Below are 16,756 nucleotides of genomic sequence, written 5' to 3' on the forward strand. Positions count from 1 at the left end.
CGCCCCCTGCCGGCGCCGATCATGCAGTCGTGGTGCCAGGTTGAGCCGTATTCGCGCGTTTCGTCACCCAGCACAACTGCATGATCGACGCGACAGTCCAGGGTGTGCGGACTGCGGGGTGGGGGGCGTCTTGATTGGGATAGGTTGTGGCCCGTGAGTGACGAGCAGGAGAGAAACCCGGTCGAGCCGCTGCGGGTGGGCGTGCTCGGCGCCCGGGGCCGGATGGGCGTCGAGGTGTGCAAGGCCGTCGACGCGGCGTCCGACCTGGAGTTGGTGGCGATGATCGACCAGGGCGACGGCCTCTTCGCCGCCTCGGACGCCGGCGCCGAGGTGGTCGTCGACTTCACCACCCCGGACGTCGTCATGGACAACCTGCACTGGTGCATCGACCAGGGGATCAGCGTGGTGGTCGGCACGACCGGCTTCACCGAGCAGCGGCTGGAGCGGGTGCGCGGCTGGCTGGCCCGCAGGCCCGGGGTCGGCGTGGTGATCGCCCCCAACTTCGGCATCGGCGCGGTGCTGATGATGCAGTTCGCCGCCCGCGCGGCCCGACACTTCGAGTCGGTCGAGATCATCGAGCAGCACCACCCGCGCAAGCTCGACGCGCCCAGCGGCACGGCGACGCACACCGCCCGGCAGATCGCCCGGGCCCGGGCCGAGGCCGGTCTCGGCCCGGTGCCGGACGCCACGAAGGACGAGGTTCCGGGTGCCCGCGGCGCCGAGATCGACGGGGTGCGCGTGCACGCGGTGCGGGCCACCGGGCTGGTCGCGCACCAGGAAGTGATCTTCGGGACCACCGGCGAGACGCTGACCATCCGGCACGACTCGTACGACCGGGCCTCGTTCATGCCCGGGGTGCTGCTGGCCGTCCGCGCGGTGCGCAACCGCCCCGGTCTCACCGTCGGCCTGGACGCCCTGCTCGACTAGTTCGGCGCCGATTATCGCGTGGCCGCCATGCCGGCGCGGTCCTAGGCTGCCCCGGTGATTGATGCTGACTACCGCGATCGGGACGGGCGCCGGGTCACCCTCCGCCCGGTGGACGACGACAACTGGCGGGCGGTGGCCGACGTCGCGCCCCGTGACGACCAGCGGAACTGGGTGGCCGCGCTGGCCGCCCGGTACCTGCTGCTGACCAGTCACAGCGAGGTGTGGCGATCGCTCGCGGTGTACGCGGACGAGACCGTCGTCGGCCACGTCATGTGGGGCGTGGACGACGACGGTTCACACTGGATCGGCGGCATGGTGATCGACGCGGCGGAGCAGGGCCGGGGAGTCGGCCGGGCCACCGTGGCCACGCTCGCCGGCTGGCTGGCCGCTCGGGACGGCAACCCGCCGGTCCGGCTGTCGTACCACCCGGAGAACACCGCCGCCGCGGCCCTCTACACCGCGCTCGGCTTCCGCCCCACCGGGGTGATGGAGGACGACGAACTGGTGGCCGAGCTGACCACCCCATCCACCCCCACCCCGTGACCGGTCGATCATGAGGTCTGCGGCGGCTCTGGAGATCGGGATCGCCGCAAACCTCATGATCGACGCTGGTGGGAAGGGCCGGGTCAGGGGTGGGTGGGGGTGTTGGTTGGGGCGGGGCGGGGGGCGGGGACGGTCGGGGTGGCGGGATCGGTGATCAGGGCCAGTGAGGCGGGTAGGCCGGTGACGGTGGGGTGGCCGGCTCGGTCGACCGTCACCGTGACCGGGGCGCCGGCGACCCGCAGCCGCTCCACCGTGACCGCGCCCAGCTCCGGCCCGGCCAGCGGCGCGAGCCGGACCGTGCCGCCGGGCACGTCCGGGTAGAGCCCGGCGGCGGCCTGGAGCAGCAGCACCCCACCGGCCGCGGCCCAGGCCTGCGGCCGGCACGCCGCGGGGTACGGCACCGGCCGGCCGACCAGCGACCGGTCGTCCCCGCCGTAGAGCTCGGGCAGCCGGTAGTCGAACGCCTCGGCCGCGCCGAGCAGCCCGTCGGCGAGGCCGAGCGCGGCATCCCGGAAGCCGGCCCGTGCCAGGCCGGCGAGCACGATCGCGGTGTCGTGCGCCCAGATCGACCCGCAGTGGTACGACAGCGGGCTGAACCCGGCGTCGTCGGTGGACATGGTGCGCAGGCCGAACCCACCGGCCAGCGCCTCGCTGCCGAGCAGCCGGGCCACCTGCGCCTCTTCCTCGCCGGAGAGCAGGCCGGTGCCGAGCAGGTGGCCGATGTTGCTGGTCAGCGAGTTGACCGGGCGCTTGTCCCGGTCCAGGGCGAGCGCCGGCTGGGGACCGTGCGGCCCGTCCACCCAGAACGCGGCCCGGAACCGGCGGGCCAGCCGGTCGGCGTACCCGCGCCAACGCTCCCCGCCGGGGCGGTCGAACGCGTCGAGCAGCGCGGCGGCGTGAACGGCCGCCTCGTGCGCGTAGCCCTGCACCTCGGCCAGCACGATCGGCGCGGTGGCCAGGGTGCCGTCGCGGAACCGGACGGCGTCGCCGGAGTCCTTCCACCCCTGGTTGGCCAGGCCGTGCCCGGTGGTGTCGATGTACTCGACCAGCCCGTCGCCGTCGGCGTCGGCGTGGTCGGCGAGCCAGCCCAGCGCCGCCTCCAGGTGTGGCAGCAGCGGCTCGACCTGTTCGGCCGGCAGGCCCCAGCGCCAGGAGTCGTGCAGCAGGTTGATCCACAGCATCGTGGCGTCGACCGTGCCGTAGTACGCCGGCGGCAGCCGTAGCCCGTCGTCCAGCGTGAACTCGTGCCGCCGCAGCTCGTGCAGGATCTTGCCGGGCGCCTCGCCGGTGCTCGGGTCGACCCGGCTGCCCTGCCGGCGGGCGAGCACCCGGAGCGTGCTGGCGGCCAGCTCGGTGCCGAGCGGCAGCATCATCCGGGCGGCCCAGAGGCTGTCGCGCCCGAAGAGGGTGAGGAACCAGGGCACCCCGGCGCCGAGGAAGACGTCGTGCGGTGCGCCGGTCTCGGCCAGCCGCAGGCCGCGCAGGTCGTCCAGGCTGCGGTCGAGGAGCCGGGCCAGCCGTCGGTCGTCGGCCCGCAGCGCCGGCCGGGACCAGGTGGGCTCACCCGGCGGACAGACCACCACCGCCCGCGGGTCGTCGACGGTCAGCCGCCAGTGCAGCACCGCCGTGCCGCCGGGCGGCAGGTCGACCGGCCAGGCCAGCCGGGGCGTGCTGGCCCGCTCGCCGGTGGCCTCGGCCTCGGCGTCGTCGCCGGTCACGGTGACCGTGATGCCGTCGGCCGCCCAGGTCAGCTCGCCGGGCCGGCCGGTCTTGGCGGTCAGCGCCTCGGTGGCGTCGCCGGACTTGACCACCTCGATCGGGGCCAGGTCACAGCCGAGCTCGAGGCTGACCCGGGCCCGCACCGGCACCGAGGCGGTGGAGACGATCCGCAGCTCCTCGGTGAGCCCGCGCGGGGTGAGCCGGCGCAGCCGTTCGATCCGGACGGTCGGGTCGGGGGTCGGGTCGCCGAGCCACCGGGCCAGGTTGACGAAGCGCACGGCGTGCGGGCCGTCGGCGCCCTGGGTGAGGCCCTCGGGTTCCCGGTCGTCGACTCGCAGCTCGGCCCGGGAGAGCACCCGGGCGTCGGCGTGGAAGACGCCTTGGACACCGGCCGGGCGGATCTGCCCGGTCGCGTCCCCCAGCGCGCTGGTGGGGGCGAGGACGGTACCCACCAGCTCGTGCAGCAGGGGTTGCAGAAGGCGTTCGGTCACGGGGCGGCTCCAAATCCTTTGGGGGCGGGACGGACGTCTTGACAACTCGTCCCGGGCGGTGCAAAGTGCGAAACATTCCAGAAACTTGAACGATCTAATCCTGCCGTATCCAAATTGGATCGTTCAAGATGGCGAGAGGGATTTTGTGGCCGAAAAGGTGACCATCGCGACGGTGGCCCGGCACGCCCACGTGAGCCGCCAGACCGTCTCCAACGTGATCAACGCGCCGCACATCGTGCGCGAGGAGACCCGGCAGCGGGTCCAGGAGGCGATCAGCGTCCTCGGCTACCGGGCCAACCAGGCGGCCCGGCAGATGCGCACCGGCCGCTCCCGGTTGATCGCCGTCCGGATCGAGCCGACCCGGGACGGCATCAACGGCTCGGTCCTCGACCGGTTCCTGCACGGCCTCACCGAGGCCGCCGAGACCGCGGGCTACCGCACCCTGCTCTACACCGCCGCCGACGACCAGCAGGAGATCGCCACCTACGACGACCTGCTCAGCGCGTACGACCTGGATGCCTTCGTGCTGACCGGCACCGACCACGGTGACAGCCGCACGGCCTGGCTCGCCGAGCGCGGCGTGGCCTTCGTGACCTTCGGCCGGCCGTGGGACGACCCGACCGCACACCCGTGGGTCGACGTCGACGGAGCCGCCGGCACCGCCCGTGCCACCGCCCACCTGTTGACCCGCGGCCACCGCCGGATCGGTTTTCTCGGCTGGCCCGCCGGATCCGGCGTCGGCGACGACCGGCGGGCCGGCTGGCGGGAGACGCTGCGCGCGGCCGGCATCGATCCGACCGACCTGGACCGGGCGACCGAGGACGGCGTCGCCGAGGGCGAGCGGTTGATGCGCGACCTGCTCGTCGCCGCCGAGCCGCCGACCGCCGTCGTCTGCGCCAGCGACTCGGTCGCGCTCGGCGCGATGCAGGCCGTCCGCGGCACCGACCCGGCGGTCGCGGTGATCGGCTTCGACGACACCCCGGTCGCCGCCGCGATCGGGTTGACCAGCGTCAGCCAGCCTCTCGCCGAGGCCGCCGCCAGCTGCGTGGACCTGCTCACCGCCGTCCTCGACGGCGACCACCAGACCCCTGCCCCCGTGCTGCTCCAGCCCTCGCTGGCCCTGCGGCACACCGCTTAACCCCCTTCCCCCAACAGGAGAACCAGATGGCACCTCGAACCCTCACCCGGGCGACGGTGGCCGGCCTCGCCGCCGTCGCCCTGCTCGGCTCCGCCGCCTGTGGCAGCGGCTTCGACGACAACTCGGGTGACGCCGCCCAGTCCAGCGGCCCGGCGAACATCCAGATCCTGATCGGCTCCTCCGGCGACGCGGAGACCAAGGCGGTGCAGGAGGCGGCGGCGAAGTGGGCCAGCAGCTCCGGCAACACCGCCACGGTGACCGCCGCGCAGGACCTCACCCAGCAGCTCGGCCAGTCCCTCGCCGGGGGCACCCCGCCGGACGTCTTCTACGTGGACGCGACCCGGTTCGCCGACTACGCCAGCGTCGGCGCCCTCGAGCCGTACGGGGACAAGATCAGCAACACCGGCGACTTCTACGAGAGCCTGCGCACCACCTTCACCTACGACGGCAAGTTCTACTGCGCGCCGAAGGACTTCTCCACCCTCGCCCTGCAGATCAACACGGACCTCTGGACGAAGGCCGGCCTGACCGACGCGGACGTGCCGACCACCTGGGACCAGCTCACCGCGGCCGCACAGAAGATCAAGGCGAATGGCCAGGTGGCGCTGGCGCTGGGGGACACCCGGGACCGGATCGGCGCCTTCATGGTGCAGAACGGCGGCTGGCTGATGAGCAAGGACGGCAAGCAGCCCACCGCCGACACGGCGGAGAACCTGGCCGCCCTCCAGTACGTCAAGACGATGCTGACCACCGGCCTGGCCCGCTACCCCAAGCAGCTCGACGCCGGCTGGTCCGGCGAGGCGTTCGGCAAGGGCAAGGCCGTGATGACCATCGAGGGCAACTGGATCAAGGGCGCGCTGCAGAACGACTTCCCGAACGTGAAGTACAAGGTCGTCCCGCTGCCGGCCGGCCCGAAGGGGCAGGGCACGCTCTCCTTCACCCAGTGCTGGGGGATCGCCGCCAAGTCGGCGCACAAGGAGCAGGCGATCAAGTTCGTCGAGGCGATGACCAGCGGCGAGCAGCAGATGGCCTTCGCCACCGCGTTCGGCGTGATGCCGTCCCGACAGTCGGTGCGTGACCAGTACACCGCCGCCTTCCCGGCGGACAAGCCCTTCATCGACGGCGTCGAGTACGCGCAGGGCCCGGTGAACGCACCGAAGATGGACAGCGTGCTGCGGGACCTGGAGGCCGGCCTGCAGGCCCTCGCCAACGGCGACCCGAAGACCGTCCTGACGAACTTCGACAAGAACGCCAAGGCGGCGCTCGGCGGCAGCTGAGGCGATGGTGCGGGGGGCCGGGGAGATTCCGGGCCCCCGTACCCGCCTCCGCCCGGACAGGGAGGGAGGGGAGATGGCGACCGAGGCAATCGCGGCGCCGGCCACGGCGGGCGGTGACGCGCCCCGTCGGCGCGGCCGCGGCACCCGCAGCAACGAGAACGCCGCCGGCTGGCTCTTCATGGCCCCGGTGATCGTGATCCTCGGGCTGTTCCTGCTGCTGCCGATCCTGATGGCGCTCTGGGTGAGCCTGACCGACTGGAACGGCCAGGGCAGCCCGTTCACCGCCGACGTGCCGTTCGTCGGCACCGAGAACTACACCCGGCTGTTCACCGAGGACGGGCTGGACCGCCGCGACTTCATGACCAGCATCCGGAACAACATCTACTACGTCGGCATCGTGGTGCCGGTGCAGACCGCGCTCGCCCTCGGCCTCGCGCTGATGGTGAACAACCGGATGCTCAAGGGGAAGGGCTTCTTCCGTAGCGCCTTCTACTTCCCCTCGGTCACCAGCTCGGTCGCGATCAGCGTGGTCTTCCTCTTCCTGTTCGCCAACTCGGGCGTGATCAACAACCTGCTCGGCTTCGTCGGCATTGACGGGCCGGAGTGGTTCGCCGACTCCCGGGGCGTCCTGCATCTGCTCTTCGGTGCGGTCGGCGTGGACTCCCCGCCCGCCGCGATGACCGCCGGCGGCCCGCTCGGGCTGACCTGGTGGGACTGGCTCTCCGGGCCGAGCGTGGCGATGATCTCGATCATCACGCTGGTCATCTGGACCACCTCCGGCACCTTCATGCTGATGTTCCTCGCCGCGTTGCAGAACGTCCCGGTGACGCTGGACGAGGCCAGCACCCTGGACGGGGCGACGCGCTGGCAGCGGTTCCGGCACGTCACCCTGCCGATGATCAAGCCGACCACCTTCCTGGTGCTCACCCTCGGCCTGATCGGCTCCTGGCAGGTCTTCGACCAGGTCTACGTGATGAGCCAGGGCGATCCGGCCAAGACCACCCTTACGCCGGCCTACCTGTCGTACCGCACCGCGTTCCGGGACTTCGACTACGGCTCCGGTGCGGCGATCTCGTTCGTGCTGTTCCTGATCATCATCGTGCTCACCCTGATCCAGCGCCGGGTGCTGGCCGACCGGGACCCGGTCGGGCGGCGGCGCGGCTGGTGGCGTCGGCGCGTACCGGAAGGGTCGTGACATGGCCGTGCTGACCGACCGCCCGCCGGTCGCGGCGGCGCCCGCGCGGCGCGGCCGCCGCCCCGCCCGCACCCTGGTGTCCCGTTTCCTGGGGTACGCCACGCTGGTCTTCTTCGGGCTGGTCTTCCTCTACCCGTTCGTCATCCAGCTCGCCAACTCGCTGAAGGCCGAGCCGGACGCGGCGGCCAACCCGCTCTCGCCGTTTCCCGACCCGCTGACCCTGGCCGGCTTCGAGCGGATCTTCGCCGGCACCAACTTCCCGCTCTGGGTCGGCAACTCGCTGCTGGTCACCGTGCTGGTCACGGTGGGTCGGGTGTTCTTCGACTCGCTCGCCGGCTACGCGCTGGCCCGGCTGCGCTTCCGCGGGCGGGCCGGGCTCTTCGCCGCGATCATCGCGGTGATGGCGGTGCCCGGCGTGGTGCTGCTGATCCCGAAGTTCCTGGTGCTCAACCAGCTCGGCATCTACAACAGCTACGCCGGCCTGATCGTGCCGTTGCTCGTCGACGCGGCCGGCGTGTTCATCATGAAGCAGTTCTTCGAGTCGATCCCGGTCAGCGTCGAGGAGGCGGCCCGGATCGACGGGGCAGGAGTCTTCCGGACCTTCTGGTCGGTGGTGCTGCCGATGGCGAAACCGGCGCTGATCACCCTGACCATCCTCTCCTTCCAGGGCTCCTGGAACGAGTTCCCGCACAGCCTGGTGGCGGTGCAGGACCCGAACCTGTTCACCCTGCCGCGCGGCCTGGCCGACCTGGTCAGTGGCTCCCTGGGCAAGGGCAGTCAGTATCCGCTCAAGCTGGGCGCCGCCCTGTTGGCCACCATCCCCGTCGCGATCATCTTCGTGATCTTCCAGCGCTACTTCGTGCGCGACGCCAACGACGGCTCCGACAAGGGCTGAGCGACCGGTGGCGGTCCGCGGGTGTGCCGGGGACCGCCACCGGCTCAGCTCTGCTCGATGACCGACATGATGTTGCCGGCCGGGTCGGTGAACCAGGCGATGGTCGGCCCGTTACCGCGCATGATCCCCTTCTCGTCCTGCGGCATCCCCTCGTAGCGGGCGAAGGTCACCCCGCGAGCGGTCAGCTCCTCGACCGTCGCGTCGACGTCCTCGACCGGGAAGTTGAGCACCGTGTAGCTGGCCGGCGCGTGGTCGGCCTTCGGATAGACCAGCACCGGGCGGTCCCCGGCCAGGTGCAGCGTCAGCAGCCCGCCCATCGCGTCGTCCCGCGTCACCCGCAGGCCGAGGGTGTCGGCGTAGAACCGTTGTGCCTGGTCGGTGTCGTCGACCGAGAAGCCACTGAACGCCCGCGAGTCCGCGAACATGGTCGTCTCCCTCGTCCGGTCGTGCTCCGTCGGTGGGTCGTGCCGGGCCGCTGGGCCCTTCCTGCGTCACAGTAGGCGCGCGGTCTGACGTGCGCGGGCGACACGACGGTGACGGGGGAGTGGAGGACCGATCGGCGGTGCGGTCAGTCCGCCTCGACCGGCTCGGTCGGGACCGCGACGTGCAGCCGCAGTTGGGGAACCAGCATGTCGTCGACGTCCAGCGCACGCACCGCGCCGTCCGGCTCCCATCCGGTGCTGGTGAGGAACTTGCGGGTCGCCTCGTCGGCGTCGAACGCCCAGGCCACCGCGCGGGCGGCGGCGTCCTCCCGCCACAGGTCCACGCTGGCGGCGAGCAGCCGGCTGCCGTGCCCCCGCCGGCCCCAGCGCGGCTCCACCAGCAGGTCGGTGACGGCCACGACGCCGTCGCCCAGCGCCTCGGGCGGCTCGCCGGGGGCGAGCGCCTCGGCGTCGGCCGGACCGGAGGCGGCGAACCCCACCAGATACGATTGCTCGGCCTGTTCGACGGCGACCAGCACGCGGTGGGCGCCGGAGGGCGGCTCCTGCACCGCGGCGGTCCACCGCCGGGCGAGCCACGCCTCGTCCAGGTTGTCGAGGACGTGCCGGGGGAGGATCCGGCGATAGGCGACCCGCCAGGTCGCGAGCTGGATGCGTGCGATCTCGCCGGCGTCCTCGGGACGCGCCGGGCGGACGTACCCGAGAGCCATGGGACGTGAGCCTACGCAGGGCGAGGGAGGCGACGGTGGCGCAGGGTGCCAGAAGGACGACCGGGCAGGTCGTGGGCGTGCTCCTGCTCGCTGTGGGGGTGGCCGCGTTCCTCTCCGTCGCCGCCGTCCGGCACGGCTTCTTCGACCTCCAGGTCTACTACGGCGCGCTGACCTGGTGGGTGCACGACGGCGGGGAGATCTACGACTACCTGCGTCCTTTCACGCAGTACGGCTTCACCTACCCGCCGTTCGCGGCCCTGGTGATGTTGCCGATGGCGTACCTGCCGTGGGTGGCGGCGATCGTGGTCAGCGTGACCGCCACCGTGGTGGTGACCGCGGTGCTCCTCTGGTGGCTGCTCGACCCGATCGTCCGCCGGGCCGGCTGGACCCCCTGGTTCACCCTCGCCGTGGCGCTCTGCCTCGCCGCCGCGTTCGAGCCGATGCGCGAGACGGTCAACTTCGGCCAGGTCAACATGCTGCTGCTCTTCCTGGTCGCGGTCGACCTGCTGCGGCTGCTGCCGGCCGGCAACCGGTGGGCCGGCATCGGTATCGGGCTGGCCACCGCGATCAAGCTGACCCCGGGCATCTTCATCGTCTACCTGCTGGTCACCCGGCGCTGGCGGGCCGCGCTCACCGCGATGGCCACCACGGCCGGCGCGAGCCTGCTCGCCGCCGCGCTCTTCCCGGACGCCTCCCGCGAGTTCTGGACCGAGGCGCTCTGGAACACCGGCCGGGTGGGCGAGTTGGCGTTCGTCTCCAACCAGTCGCTGCGCGGCGTGGTCGCCCGGCTCAACCCGGAGCACCCGAGCACGCTGGCCTGGCTGGTGCTGGTGCTCGGCACGCTGGCGCTCTGGGCCTGGCGCTCCCGCCTCGCCGCCGCGGCCGGCGACGAGGCGACCGGGCTCGCCCTCACCGGCGCGCTGATGTGCCTGGTCAGCCCGGTGACCTGGGTGCACCACCTGGTCTGGCTGCTGCCGGCGCTGATCCTGCTGGTGGAGAACGCCGTGCGGGCGCCCGCCGGCGGCCGTCGGCGCCGCCTGCTGCTGGTCGCCGCCATCGTCGGGTACGGGTTGCTGTGCAGTCGGATCGTCTGGGCGTGGGAGAAGGACTTCACCGGGGTCGACGGTTTCCTGGGCAGCAACACCTACGTCTGGATCAGCCTGGCGGTGGTGGCGTTCCTGCCGGTCCGCCGCTGGGCCGCGCGGGACGGGTCAGCCGCCGAGGCGTCCGGCGTACCGCAGCTCGACCAGGCCGACGGGCGGGCGCCCGCCGGCCAGCGGCACCGGATAGGTCGACCGCTCACCGTCCGGTGACAGGCCGGCCCGCTCGCAGAACCGGCGGGCCCGGTGGTTCTCCGCCAGCACCCAGAGTCGGTAGGCCGACCATCCCCGGGCCGCCAGGCCGTCCCGCGCCGCGGTCAGCAGCGTCTCGGCGGTGCCGTCCCCCCAGTGCGCCGGCTCGACGAAGAGGGCGAGCACCTCGCCGCAGCCCGGGTCGAGTTCGGCCCGGTCCTGGTTGACCCGGTACGGGCCGAACGAGGTGAAACCGACGACGTCCCCGCCGTCCGCCTCGGCCAGCAGGGTGGTGAACGGATGCTCCGGGTCGGCCGTGCCGACGTCGCGGCGGCGCTGCGCCCAGGCCGCCACGTTCAACCGCCGCAGCACCTCGTCCGGCATGATCCCTGCGTAGCCGGCCTGCCAGCCGTGCACGTGCACCCGGGCGACCGCCTCGGCGTCGTCCGGCTCCTCGGAGCGGATGGTGAGCATTGCACCGTTCTATGCCTCACGGGGCGGTAGGTCCAGTATCCCGCTGCGGCGTCGTACCCATGAATTAAGGTCGCCGACGATGACCGCACCGGAATCACTCTCGCTCGCCCAGGCCCGGCGGGTGGCGCTCGCCGCCCAGGGCTTCGCCGACCCGCCGCCCGCCGGCGTGTCGACCCGTCGGCACCTGCGCCGGGTGCTCGACCGGGTCGGGTTGATCCAGATGGATTCGGTCAACGTGCTGCAACGCGCCCACTACCTGCCGCTCTACAGCCGGCTCGGGCCCTACCCGACCGAGCTGCTCGACACCGCGGCCTACCGCCGTCCCCGGGAGCTCTTCGAATACTGGGGCCACGAGGCGTCCCTGGTCCCGGTCGCGTTGCACGCGGCGCTGCGCTGGCGGATGGCCCGGGCGCGCAGCGCGTCCTGGGGCGGCATGCGGCGCATCGCCGAGGAGCAGCCCGAGCTGGTCGCCTGGGTGCGCGACGAGGTGGCCGCCCGGGGGCCGTTGACCGCCGCGGAGATCGAGCACGACGCACCCCGGGAGACCGGCAACTGGGGCTGGAACTGGTCGGCGGTGAAGCGGGCGCTGGAATACCTGTTCTGGGCCGGCGAGGTCACCGCGGCCGAGCGCACCAGCTCCTTCGCGCGCCGCTACGACCTGCCAGAGCGGGTGCTGCCGGCGGCGGCGCTGGACGCGCCCACCCCGACCGACGCCGAGGCCTACCGGGCCCTGGTCGCCCTCGCCGCCCGGTCGCTCGGGGTGGCCGCCGAGCCGGAGCTGCGCGACTACTTCCGGCTGCCGTTGCTCGGGGCCCGGCAGGCGATCGCCGAGCTGGCCGAGGCCGGCGAGCTGCTGCCGGCCACGGTGGCCGGCTGGCGGCAGCCGGCGTGGCTGCACGCCCAGGCCCGGCTGCCCCGGTGGGTCCGCGGCAACACACTGGTCAGCCCCTTCGACCCGCTGATCTGGGAGCGGGCCCGCACCGAGCGGCTCTTCGACTTCAGCTACCGGATCGAGATCTACGTGCCGGCCCCGCAGCGGGTCTACGGCTACTACGTGCTGCCGTTCCTGCAGGGGGAGCGGTTCACCGCCCGGGTCGACCTCAAGGCCGACCGGAAGTCCCGGGTGCTGCTGGTGCCGGCCGCCTGGGTCGAGCCCGGCGCCGACCCCGGCGAGACCGCCGTGGCGCTCGCCGCCGAGCTCTACCGGCTCGCCGGCTGGCTCGGTCTCGACGCGGTGGCCCCGCCCACCGGCGGTGACCTGGCCGGCCCGCTGGCCGCCGCGCTGGTGGGCGTCGCCGGTGTACGGTGACCCCGTGACGAGCGTTGACGGCGCGGCCGGCCCGCCGCAGCCACCGACGGGCGCGCTGGACGCCCCGCCTCAGCCGTGGCCGGCCGGGCAGGTTCCGCCCCATCCGGCGCCCTACCCGATGCCGGAGCCCGACCGGCTCACCCGGTTCGTGGTCCGGCTGCACGACCGCTCGCCGCGTTGGGCGGTGCCGCTGGCCGCGGTCGGCTGCGTCGCCGCCGGCATCGGCTACGCGCTGATCAGCGACCCCACCCACTCGTCTCCCGACGCCGCGCCGACCTGCCTGCTGAAGCTCACCACCGGGCTGGACTGCCCGGGCTGCGGCGGCACCCGCGCGCTCTGGTACGTGCTGCACGCCGACCTGCCGGCCGCCGCCCGGCACCACTTCCTCTTCGTCTTCGCGCTGCCCTTCCTGGCCTACCTCTTCGTGGCCTGGGCCGGCCGGCAGGCGTTCGGCTGGCGCCTGCCGGAGCTGCGGATCAGCAGCAAGGTGATCGGTGGGTTCCTCGCCGCCTGGCTCGCCTTCTCGGTGCTGCGCAACCTGCCCTGGGCCCCCTTCACCTCCCTCTACGTCTGACGGCCCCGGCTGGCCCGGCCCGGCTCCGCCTGCCGGGGCCGCCGGGCCTGGGCTGTCCCCGGTGTTCCGAAGCTGTCGACCTGCTCCAGATATGAACACCCGGGGTGCGGGCTGCCGTCACCGGGACGTGGTTCAGATATGGAGCAGTTCGACAGGGCCGCAGGATGACGCGACCGGCGTCGAGCGGGCCTTCCGCGGGGCGTCGGGCGGCCGGTGATGGTGACTGACGTTGCACCGGGGCGAGCCGGACTTGGGCCGTGCCGCCGCCACCACTACAGTCCCAGGCATGCCGGAGATGGTGCAGCCCCAGGTGAAGCTCGTCGCGTGGACCCACTTCGAGGCGCCGGACGAGGTGCCGTGGTCGACCGACGCCGACGGCGGCCAGGCGCTCGCCGAGTTCGCCGGGCGGGCCTGCTACCAGAGCTGGAAGAAGCCGAACCCGGCCACCGCCACCAACGCCGGCTACCTGGCGCACATCCTGGAGGTCGGCCACCTCTCGGTGCTGGAGCACGGCTCGGTGACCTTCTACTTCACCGGGGTCTCCCGCTCCTTCACCCACGAGCTGATCCGGCACCGGCACTTCTCGTACTCCCAGCTCTCCCAGCGATACGTCCCGGAGCGGGACGCGGCCATGGTCGAGCCCGCGGTGATCGCCGAGGACCCGGAGCTGCACAAGAAGTTCGTCGAGGCCGCCGAGGCGAGCGTCCGGGCGTACACCGAGCTGCTGGAGGGGCTGGAGCAGCGCTTCGCCGACGAGCCGAACCCGACCCTGCGGCGCAAGCAGGCCCGGCAGGCGGCCCGGGCGGTGCTGCCCAACGCCACGGAGACCCGGATCGTGGTGACCGGCAACTACCGGGCCTGGCGGCACTTCGTCGCGATGCGGGCCTCCGAGCACGCCGACGTGGAGATCCGCGAGCTGGCGGTGGAGTGCCTGCGCCAGCTGCAGAAGGCGGCCCCCAACGTCTTCGCCGACTTCGTGATCACCACCCTCCCGGACGGCACCGAGGTGGCGTCCAGCCCGCACGCCGAGCTCTCCTGAGCCCTTCCCCGGCGGGCGGCCGAGGCTCGTCCGCTAGGTTGGAAGCATGACGCACGACCACCCTGACACCCCCGCCCGGGCGGTGTCCCGTCCCTTCGGGCGGGTGCTCACGGCCATGGTGACCCCGTTCACCGCCGACGGCTCGCTCGATCTTGACGGTGCCGCCCGGCTGGCGAACCATCTGGTCGACGAGCAGGGCAACGACGCGCTGGTGGTCAACGGCACCACCGGCGAATCGCCGACCACCACCGACGCGGAGAAGGAACGGCTGATCCGGGCGGTGGCGGAGGCGGTCGGCGACCGGGCCAAGGTGGTGGCGGGGGTCGGCACGAACGACACCCGGCACACCATCGAGCTGGCCGCCGCCGCCGAGAAGGCCGGCGCGCACGGGCTGCTGGTGGTCACGCCGTACTACAACAAGCCGCCGCAGAGCGGGCTGCTGCGTCACTTCACCGCGGTCGCGGACGCCACCGGCCTGCCGGTGATGCTCTACGACATCCCGCACCGCTCCGGCGTGCCGATCGCCACCGATACCATGGTGCGTCTCGCCGAGCACGCGCGGATCGTCGCGGTGAAGGACGCCAAGGGCGATCTCACCGCGACCAGCTGGGTGACCAGCCGCACCAACCTCGCCTTCTACAGCGGCGAGGACTCGCTCACCCTGCCCGCGCTGGGCGTCGGCACGGTCGGCGTGGTGGGCACCTCCACGCACTTCACCGGCGCGCTGACCAAGCAGATGATCGAGGCGTACGACGCGGGGGAGAACGCCGCGGCGCTCGCCCTGCACCGGCGGCTGCTGCCGCTGTACACCGGCATCTTCCGTACCCAGGGCGTCATCCTGGTGAAGGCGGGCCTGGCAGCGGCCGGCCTGCCCGCGGGCCCGGTGCGGCCCCCGCTGGTGGACGCCACCGACGACGAGATCGCCCAGCTGCGCGCCGACTGCGCGGCGGCGGGTCTGGAGCTCCCTGAATGACCGAACGACACTACGGACGCCGAATGACGGCGTCCAAGAATGAGGTGGACGCGTGACCGAGGCGCACATCGAGGCGGAACTCCCCCCACCGCTGCCGGAGGGCGGACTGCGGATCATTCCGCTCGGCGGGCTCGGCGCCATCGGTCGGAACATGACCGTCTTCGAGTACGACGGCAAGTTGCTGATCGTCGACTGCGGGGTGCTCTTCCCCGACGTCGAGCAGCCGGGCGTGGACCTGATCCTGCCCGACTTCGGGCCGATCCTGGACCGGCTCGCCGACGTCCAGGCGATCGTGCTCACCCACGGCCACGAGGACCACATCGGCGCGGTGCCCTACCTGCTCGCCCACAAGCCGGACATCCCGCTGGTCGGTTCGCAGTTCACCCTGGCCCTGGTCGAGGCGAAGCTCGCCGAGCGGCGGATCCAGCCGTACACGCTGACCGTGCGCGAGGGCGGCCGGGAGCGGCTCGGCCCGTTCGAGTGCGAGTTCTTCGCGGTCAACCACTCGATCCCGGACGCGCTCGCGGTGGCCATCCGCACCCCGGCCGGCCTGGTGCTGCACACCGGCGACTTCAAGATGGACCAGCTCCCGCTCGACGGCCGGATCACCGACCTGGCCGGCTTCGCCCGGCTCGGCGCCGAGGGTGTGGACCTGCTGCTGTCGGACTCCACCAACGCGGAGATCCCCGGCTTCGTCACCCCCGAGCGGGAGATCGGGCCGGTGCTCGACTCGATCTTCGCGAAGGCCAAGGGGCGGATCATCGTTGCCTCGTTCGCCTCGCACGTGCACCGCGTGCAGCAGGTCTTCGACTCGGCGATCGAGCACGGCCGCAAGGTCGCGCTGATCGGCCGGTCCATGGTCCGCAACATGGGCATCGCCCGCGACCTCGGCCTGCTCAACATCCCGGCCGGCCTGGTGGTCAGCATCGAGGAGGCGACCACGCTGCCGCCCGAGCAGATCGTGCTGATGTCCACCGGCTCGCAGGGCGAGCCGATGAGCGCCCTGGGCCGGATGGCCAGCGGCGACCACCGGCACATCACCATCGCCCCCGGCGACACGGTGGTGCTGGCCAGCTCGCTGGTGCCCGGCAACGAGACCTCCGTCTACCGGGTGATCAACCGGCTGGCCCGGGCCGGCGCGGTGGTCGTGCACAAGGACGTCGCCAAGGTGCACGTCTCCGGTCACGCACCCGCCGGTGAGCTGCTCTACCTGCTCAACGTGGTCCGGCCCAGCAACCTCATGCCGGTGCACGGCGAGTGGCGGCACCTGCGCGCCCACGCCCGGCTCGGCATCGAGTCCGGGGTCGCCGCGGACCGGGTGGTGCTCTGTGAGGACGGCGACGTGGTCGACCTGGTCGAGGGGCGCGCCGCCCTGGTCGGGCGGGTGAAGAGTCGGTACGTCTACGTCGACGGCCTCGCCGTCGGCGACGTCAGCGAGTCGCTGCTGACCGAGCGGCGGATCCTCGGTGACGGCGGCTTCATCGCCACCACCGTGGTGGTGGACTCGGTCACCGGCAAGGTGGTGGCCGGCCCGACGCTCTCGGCGAAGGGCTTCTCCGAGGACCCGGAGGCGTTCAACCCGGTGATCCCGCTGGTCACCGAGGCGCTCAACCGGGCCGCCGCGGACGGCATCACCGACCCGCACCAGCTCCAGCAGATCGTCCGCCGGACGGTGGGGCGCTGGGTCAACGACGCGTACCGCCGGCGACCGATGATCGTTCCAACGGTGGTCGAGGTCTGACCGGCGCCGATCAACGTCG

General features: G+C 72.5%; 16 protein-coding genes. 12 read left to right on the forward strand and 4 right to left on the reverse strand.

Features of this window, described 5'->3' with window-relative positions:
- Nucleotides 1-153: 153 nt before the first annotated feature.
- Nucleotides 154-927: a 4-hydroxy-tetrahydrodipicolinate reductase gene (gene dapB / locus AB0C04_RS13670; RefSeq protein WP_357053015.1), complete on the forward strand. Its 774-nt coding sequence runs from the start codon at nt 154-156 to the stop codon at nt 925-927.
- A 54-nt stretch (nt 928-981) separates the two neighbouring features.
- The gene (locus AB0C04_RS13675; protein WP_357053018.1) at nt 982-1,470 is read left to right on the forward strand and encodes a GNAT family N-acetyltransferase; all 489 of its coding nucleotides are present in this window, start codon (nt 982-984) and stop codon (nt 1,468-1,470) included.
- An 83-nt stretch (nt 1,471-1,553) separates the two neighbouring features.
- On the opposite strand, the gene AB0C04_RS13680 is transcribed toward AB0C04_RS13675, so the two are convergent.
- Nucleotides 1,554-3,680, reverse strand: a complete 2,127-nt coding sequence (locus AB0C04_RS13680) for a glycogen debranching N-terminal domain-containing protein (protein WP_357053021.1) — start codon at nt 3,678-3,680, stop codon at nt 1,554-1,556.
- A gap of 145 nt (nt 3,681-3,825) precedes the next feature.
- Here AB0C04_RS13680 and AB0C04_RS13685 point away from each other — a divergent pair, with 145 nt between their 5' ends.
- The 4 genes from AB0C04_RS13685 to AB0C04_RS13700 all read left to right on the forward strand — a co-directional run bounded on the left by AB0C04_RS13685 (nt 3,826) and on the right by AB0C04_RS13700 (nt 8,185).
- Nucleotides 3,826-4,818, forward strand: a complete 993-nt coding sequence (locus AB0C04_RS13685; RefSeq protein WP_357053024.1) for a substrate-binding domain-containing protein — start codon at nt 3,826-3,828, stop codon at nt 4,816-4,818.
- 26 nt (nt 4,819-4,844) lie between these two features.
- A complete protein-coding gene (locus AB0C04_RS13690) occupies nt 4,845-6,095 on the forward strand; it encodes an extracellular solute-binding protein (protein ID WP_357053027.1) in 1,251 nt (416 codons plus the stop codon).
- A 73-nt stretch (nt 6,096-6,168) separates the two neighbouring features.
- On the forward strand, nt 6,169-7,290 hold the full coding sequence (locus tag AB0C04_RS13695) for a sugar ABC transporter permease (RefSeq protein WP_357053030.1): 1,122 nt from the start codon (nt 6,169-6,171) through the stop codon (nt 7,288-7,290).
- 1 nt (nt 7,291) lies between these two features.
- Complete coding sequence (locus AB0C04_RS13700; RefSeq protein ID WP_357053033.1) at nt 7,292-8,185, forward strand: carbohydrate ABC transporter permease; 894 nt, start codon at nt 7,292-7,294, stop codon at nt 8,183-8,185.
- 44 nt (nt 8,186-8,229) lie between these two features.
- Here the strand turns inward: AB0C04_RS13700 and AB0C04_RS13705 are convergent, their stop codons facing one another.
- Both AB0C04_RS13705 and AB0C04_RS13710 read right to left on the reverse strand, forming a co-directional pair.
- Nucleotides 8,230-8,610, reverse strand: a complete 381-nt coding sequence (locus AB0C04_RS13705) for a VOC family protein (RefSeq protein WP_357053036.1) — start codon at nt 8,608-8,610, stop codon at nt 8,230-8,232.
- Between the two features lie 143 nt (nt 8,611-8,753).
- A complete protein-coding gene (locus tag AB0C04_RS13710) occupies nt 8,754-9,335 on the reverse strand; it encodes a GNAT family N-acetyltransferase (protein WP_357053039.1) in 582 nt (193 codons plus the stop codon).
- Between the two features lie 35 nt (nt 9,336-9,370).
- Here AB0C04_RS13710 and AB0C04_RS13715 point away from each other — a divergent pair, with 35 nt between their 5' ends.
- Nucleotides 9,371-10,648, forward strand: a complete 1,278-nt coding sequence (locus AB0C04_RS13715; RefSeq protein ID WP_357053042.1) for a glycosyltransferase 87 family protein — start codon at nt 9,371-9,373, stop codon at nt 10,646-10,648.
- On the opposite strand, the gene AB0C04_RS13720 is transcribed toward AB0C04_RS13715, so the two are convergent.
- Nucleotides 10,547-11,101, reverse strand: coding sequence for a GNAT family N-acetyltransferase (locus tag AB0C04_RS13720; protein ID WP_357053045.1), 555 nt, complete (start codon nt 11,099-11,101; stop codon nt 10,547-10,549). The genes AB0C04_RS13715 and AB0C04_RS13720 overlap by 102 nt on opposite strands.
- Before the next feature lie 79 nt (nt 11,102-11,180).
- Here AB0C04_RS13720 and AB0C04_RS13725 point away from each other — a divergent pair, with 79 nt between their 5' ends.
- From AB0C04_RS13725 to AB0C04_RS13745, 5 genes are all read left to right on the forward strand, one after another.
- Nucleotides 11,181-12,410 (forward strand): crosslink repair DNA glycosylase YcaQ family protein, encoded by a 1,230-nt coding sequence (locus AB0C04_RS13725; RefSeq protein WP_357053048.1) that lies wholly within the window; start codon nt 11,181-11,183, stop codon nt 12,408-12,410.
- A gap of 55 nt (nt 12,411-12,465) precedes the next feature.
- A complete protein-coding gene (locus tag AB0C04_RS13730) occupies nt 12,466-12,984 on the forward strand; it encodes a DUF2752 domain-containing protein (protein WP_357053714.1) in 519 nt (172 codons plus the stop codon).
- A gap of 295 nt (nt 12,985-13,279) precedes the next feature.
- Nucleotides 13,280-14,023: an FAD-dependent thymidylate synthase gene (gene thyX, locus AB0C04_RS13735; RefSeq protein WP_357053717.1), complete on the forward strand. Its 744-nt coding sequence runs from the start codon at nt 13,280-13,282 to the stop codon at nt 14,021-14,023.
- Nucleotides 14,024-14,069: 46 nt separating this feature from the next.
- Complete coding sequence (gene dapA / locus AB0C04_RS13740) at nt 14,070-14,996, forward strand: 4-hydroxy-tetrahydrodipicolinate synthase (protein WP_357053051.1); 927 nt, start codon at nt 14,070-14,072, stop codon at nt 14,994-14,996.
- 52 nt (nt 14,997-15,048) lie between these two features.
- Entirely contained in the window at nt 15,049-16,737 is a 1,689-nt protein-coding gene (locus AB0C04_RS13745) for a ribonuclease J (protein ID WP_350869823.1), read from the forward strand.
- Nucleotides 16,738-16,756: the final 19 nt, after the last annotated feature.

Origin of the sequence: Micromonospora sp. NPDC048909, assembly GCF_040649635.1 — a bacterium.
Classification (GTDB): domain Bacteria; phylum Actinomycetota; class Actinomycetes; order Mycobacteriales; family Micromonosporaceae; genus Micromonospora.

Coding starts and splice junctions, on each gene's coding strand:
- AB0C04_RS13690 (WP_357053027.1), top strand. CDS start 4,845: ATGGCACCTCGAACCCTCACCCGGGCGACGGTGGCCGGCCTCGCCGCC.
- AB0C04_RS13695 (WP_357053030.1), top strand. CDS start 6,169: ATGGCGACCGAGGCAATCGCGGCGCCGGCCACGGCGGGCGGTGACGCG.
- AB0C04_RS13700 (WP_357053033.1), top strand. CDS start 7,292: ATGGCCGTGCTGACCGACCGCCCGCCGGTCGCGGCGGCGCCCGCGCGG.
- AB0C04_RS13705 (WP_357053036.1), bottom strand. CDS start 8,610: ATGTTCGCGGACTCGCGGGCGTTCAGTGGCTTCTCGGTCGACGACACC.
- AB0C04_RS13710 (WP_357053039.1), bottom strand. CDS start 9,335: ATGGCTCTCGGGTACGTCCGCCCGGCGCGTCCCGAGGACGCCGGCGAG.
- AB0C04_RS13720 (WP_357053045.1), bottom strand. CDS start 11,101: ATGCTCACCATCCGCTCCGAGGAGCCGGACGACGCCGAGGCGGTCGCC.
- AB0C04_RS13725 (WP_357053048.1), top strand. CDS start 11,181: ATGACCGCACCGGAATCACTCTCGCTCGCCCAGGCCCGGCGGGTGGCG.
- thyX (WP_357053717.1), top strand. CDS start 13,280: ATGGTGCAGCCCCAGGTGAAGCTCGTCGCGTGGACCCACTTCGAGGCG.
- dapA (WP_357053051.1), top strand. CDS start 14,070: ATGACGCACGACCACCCTGACACCCCCGCCCGGGCGGTGTCCCGTCCC.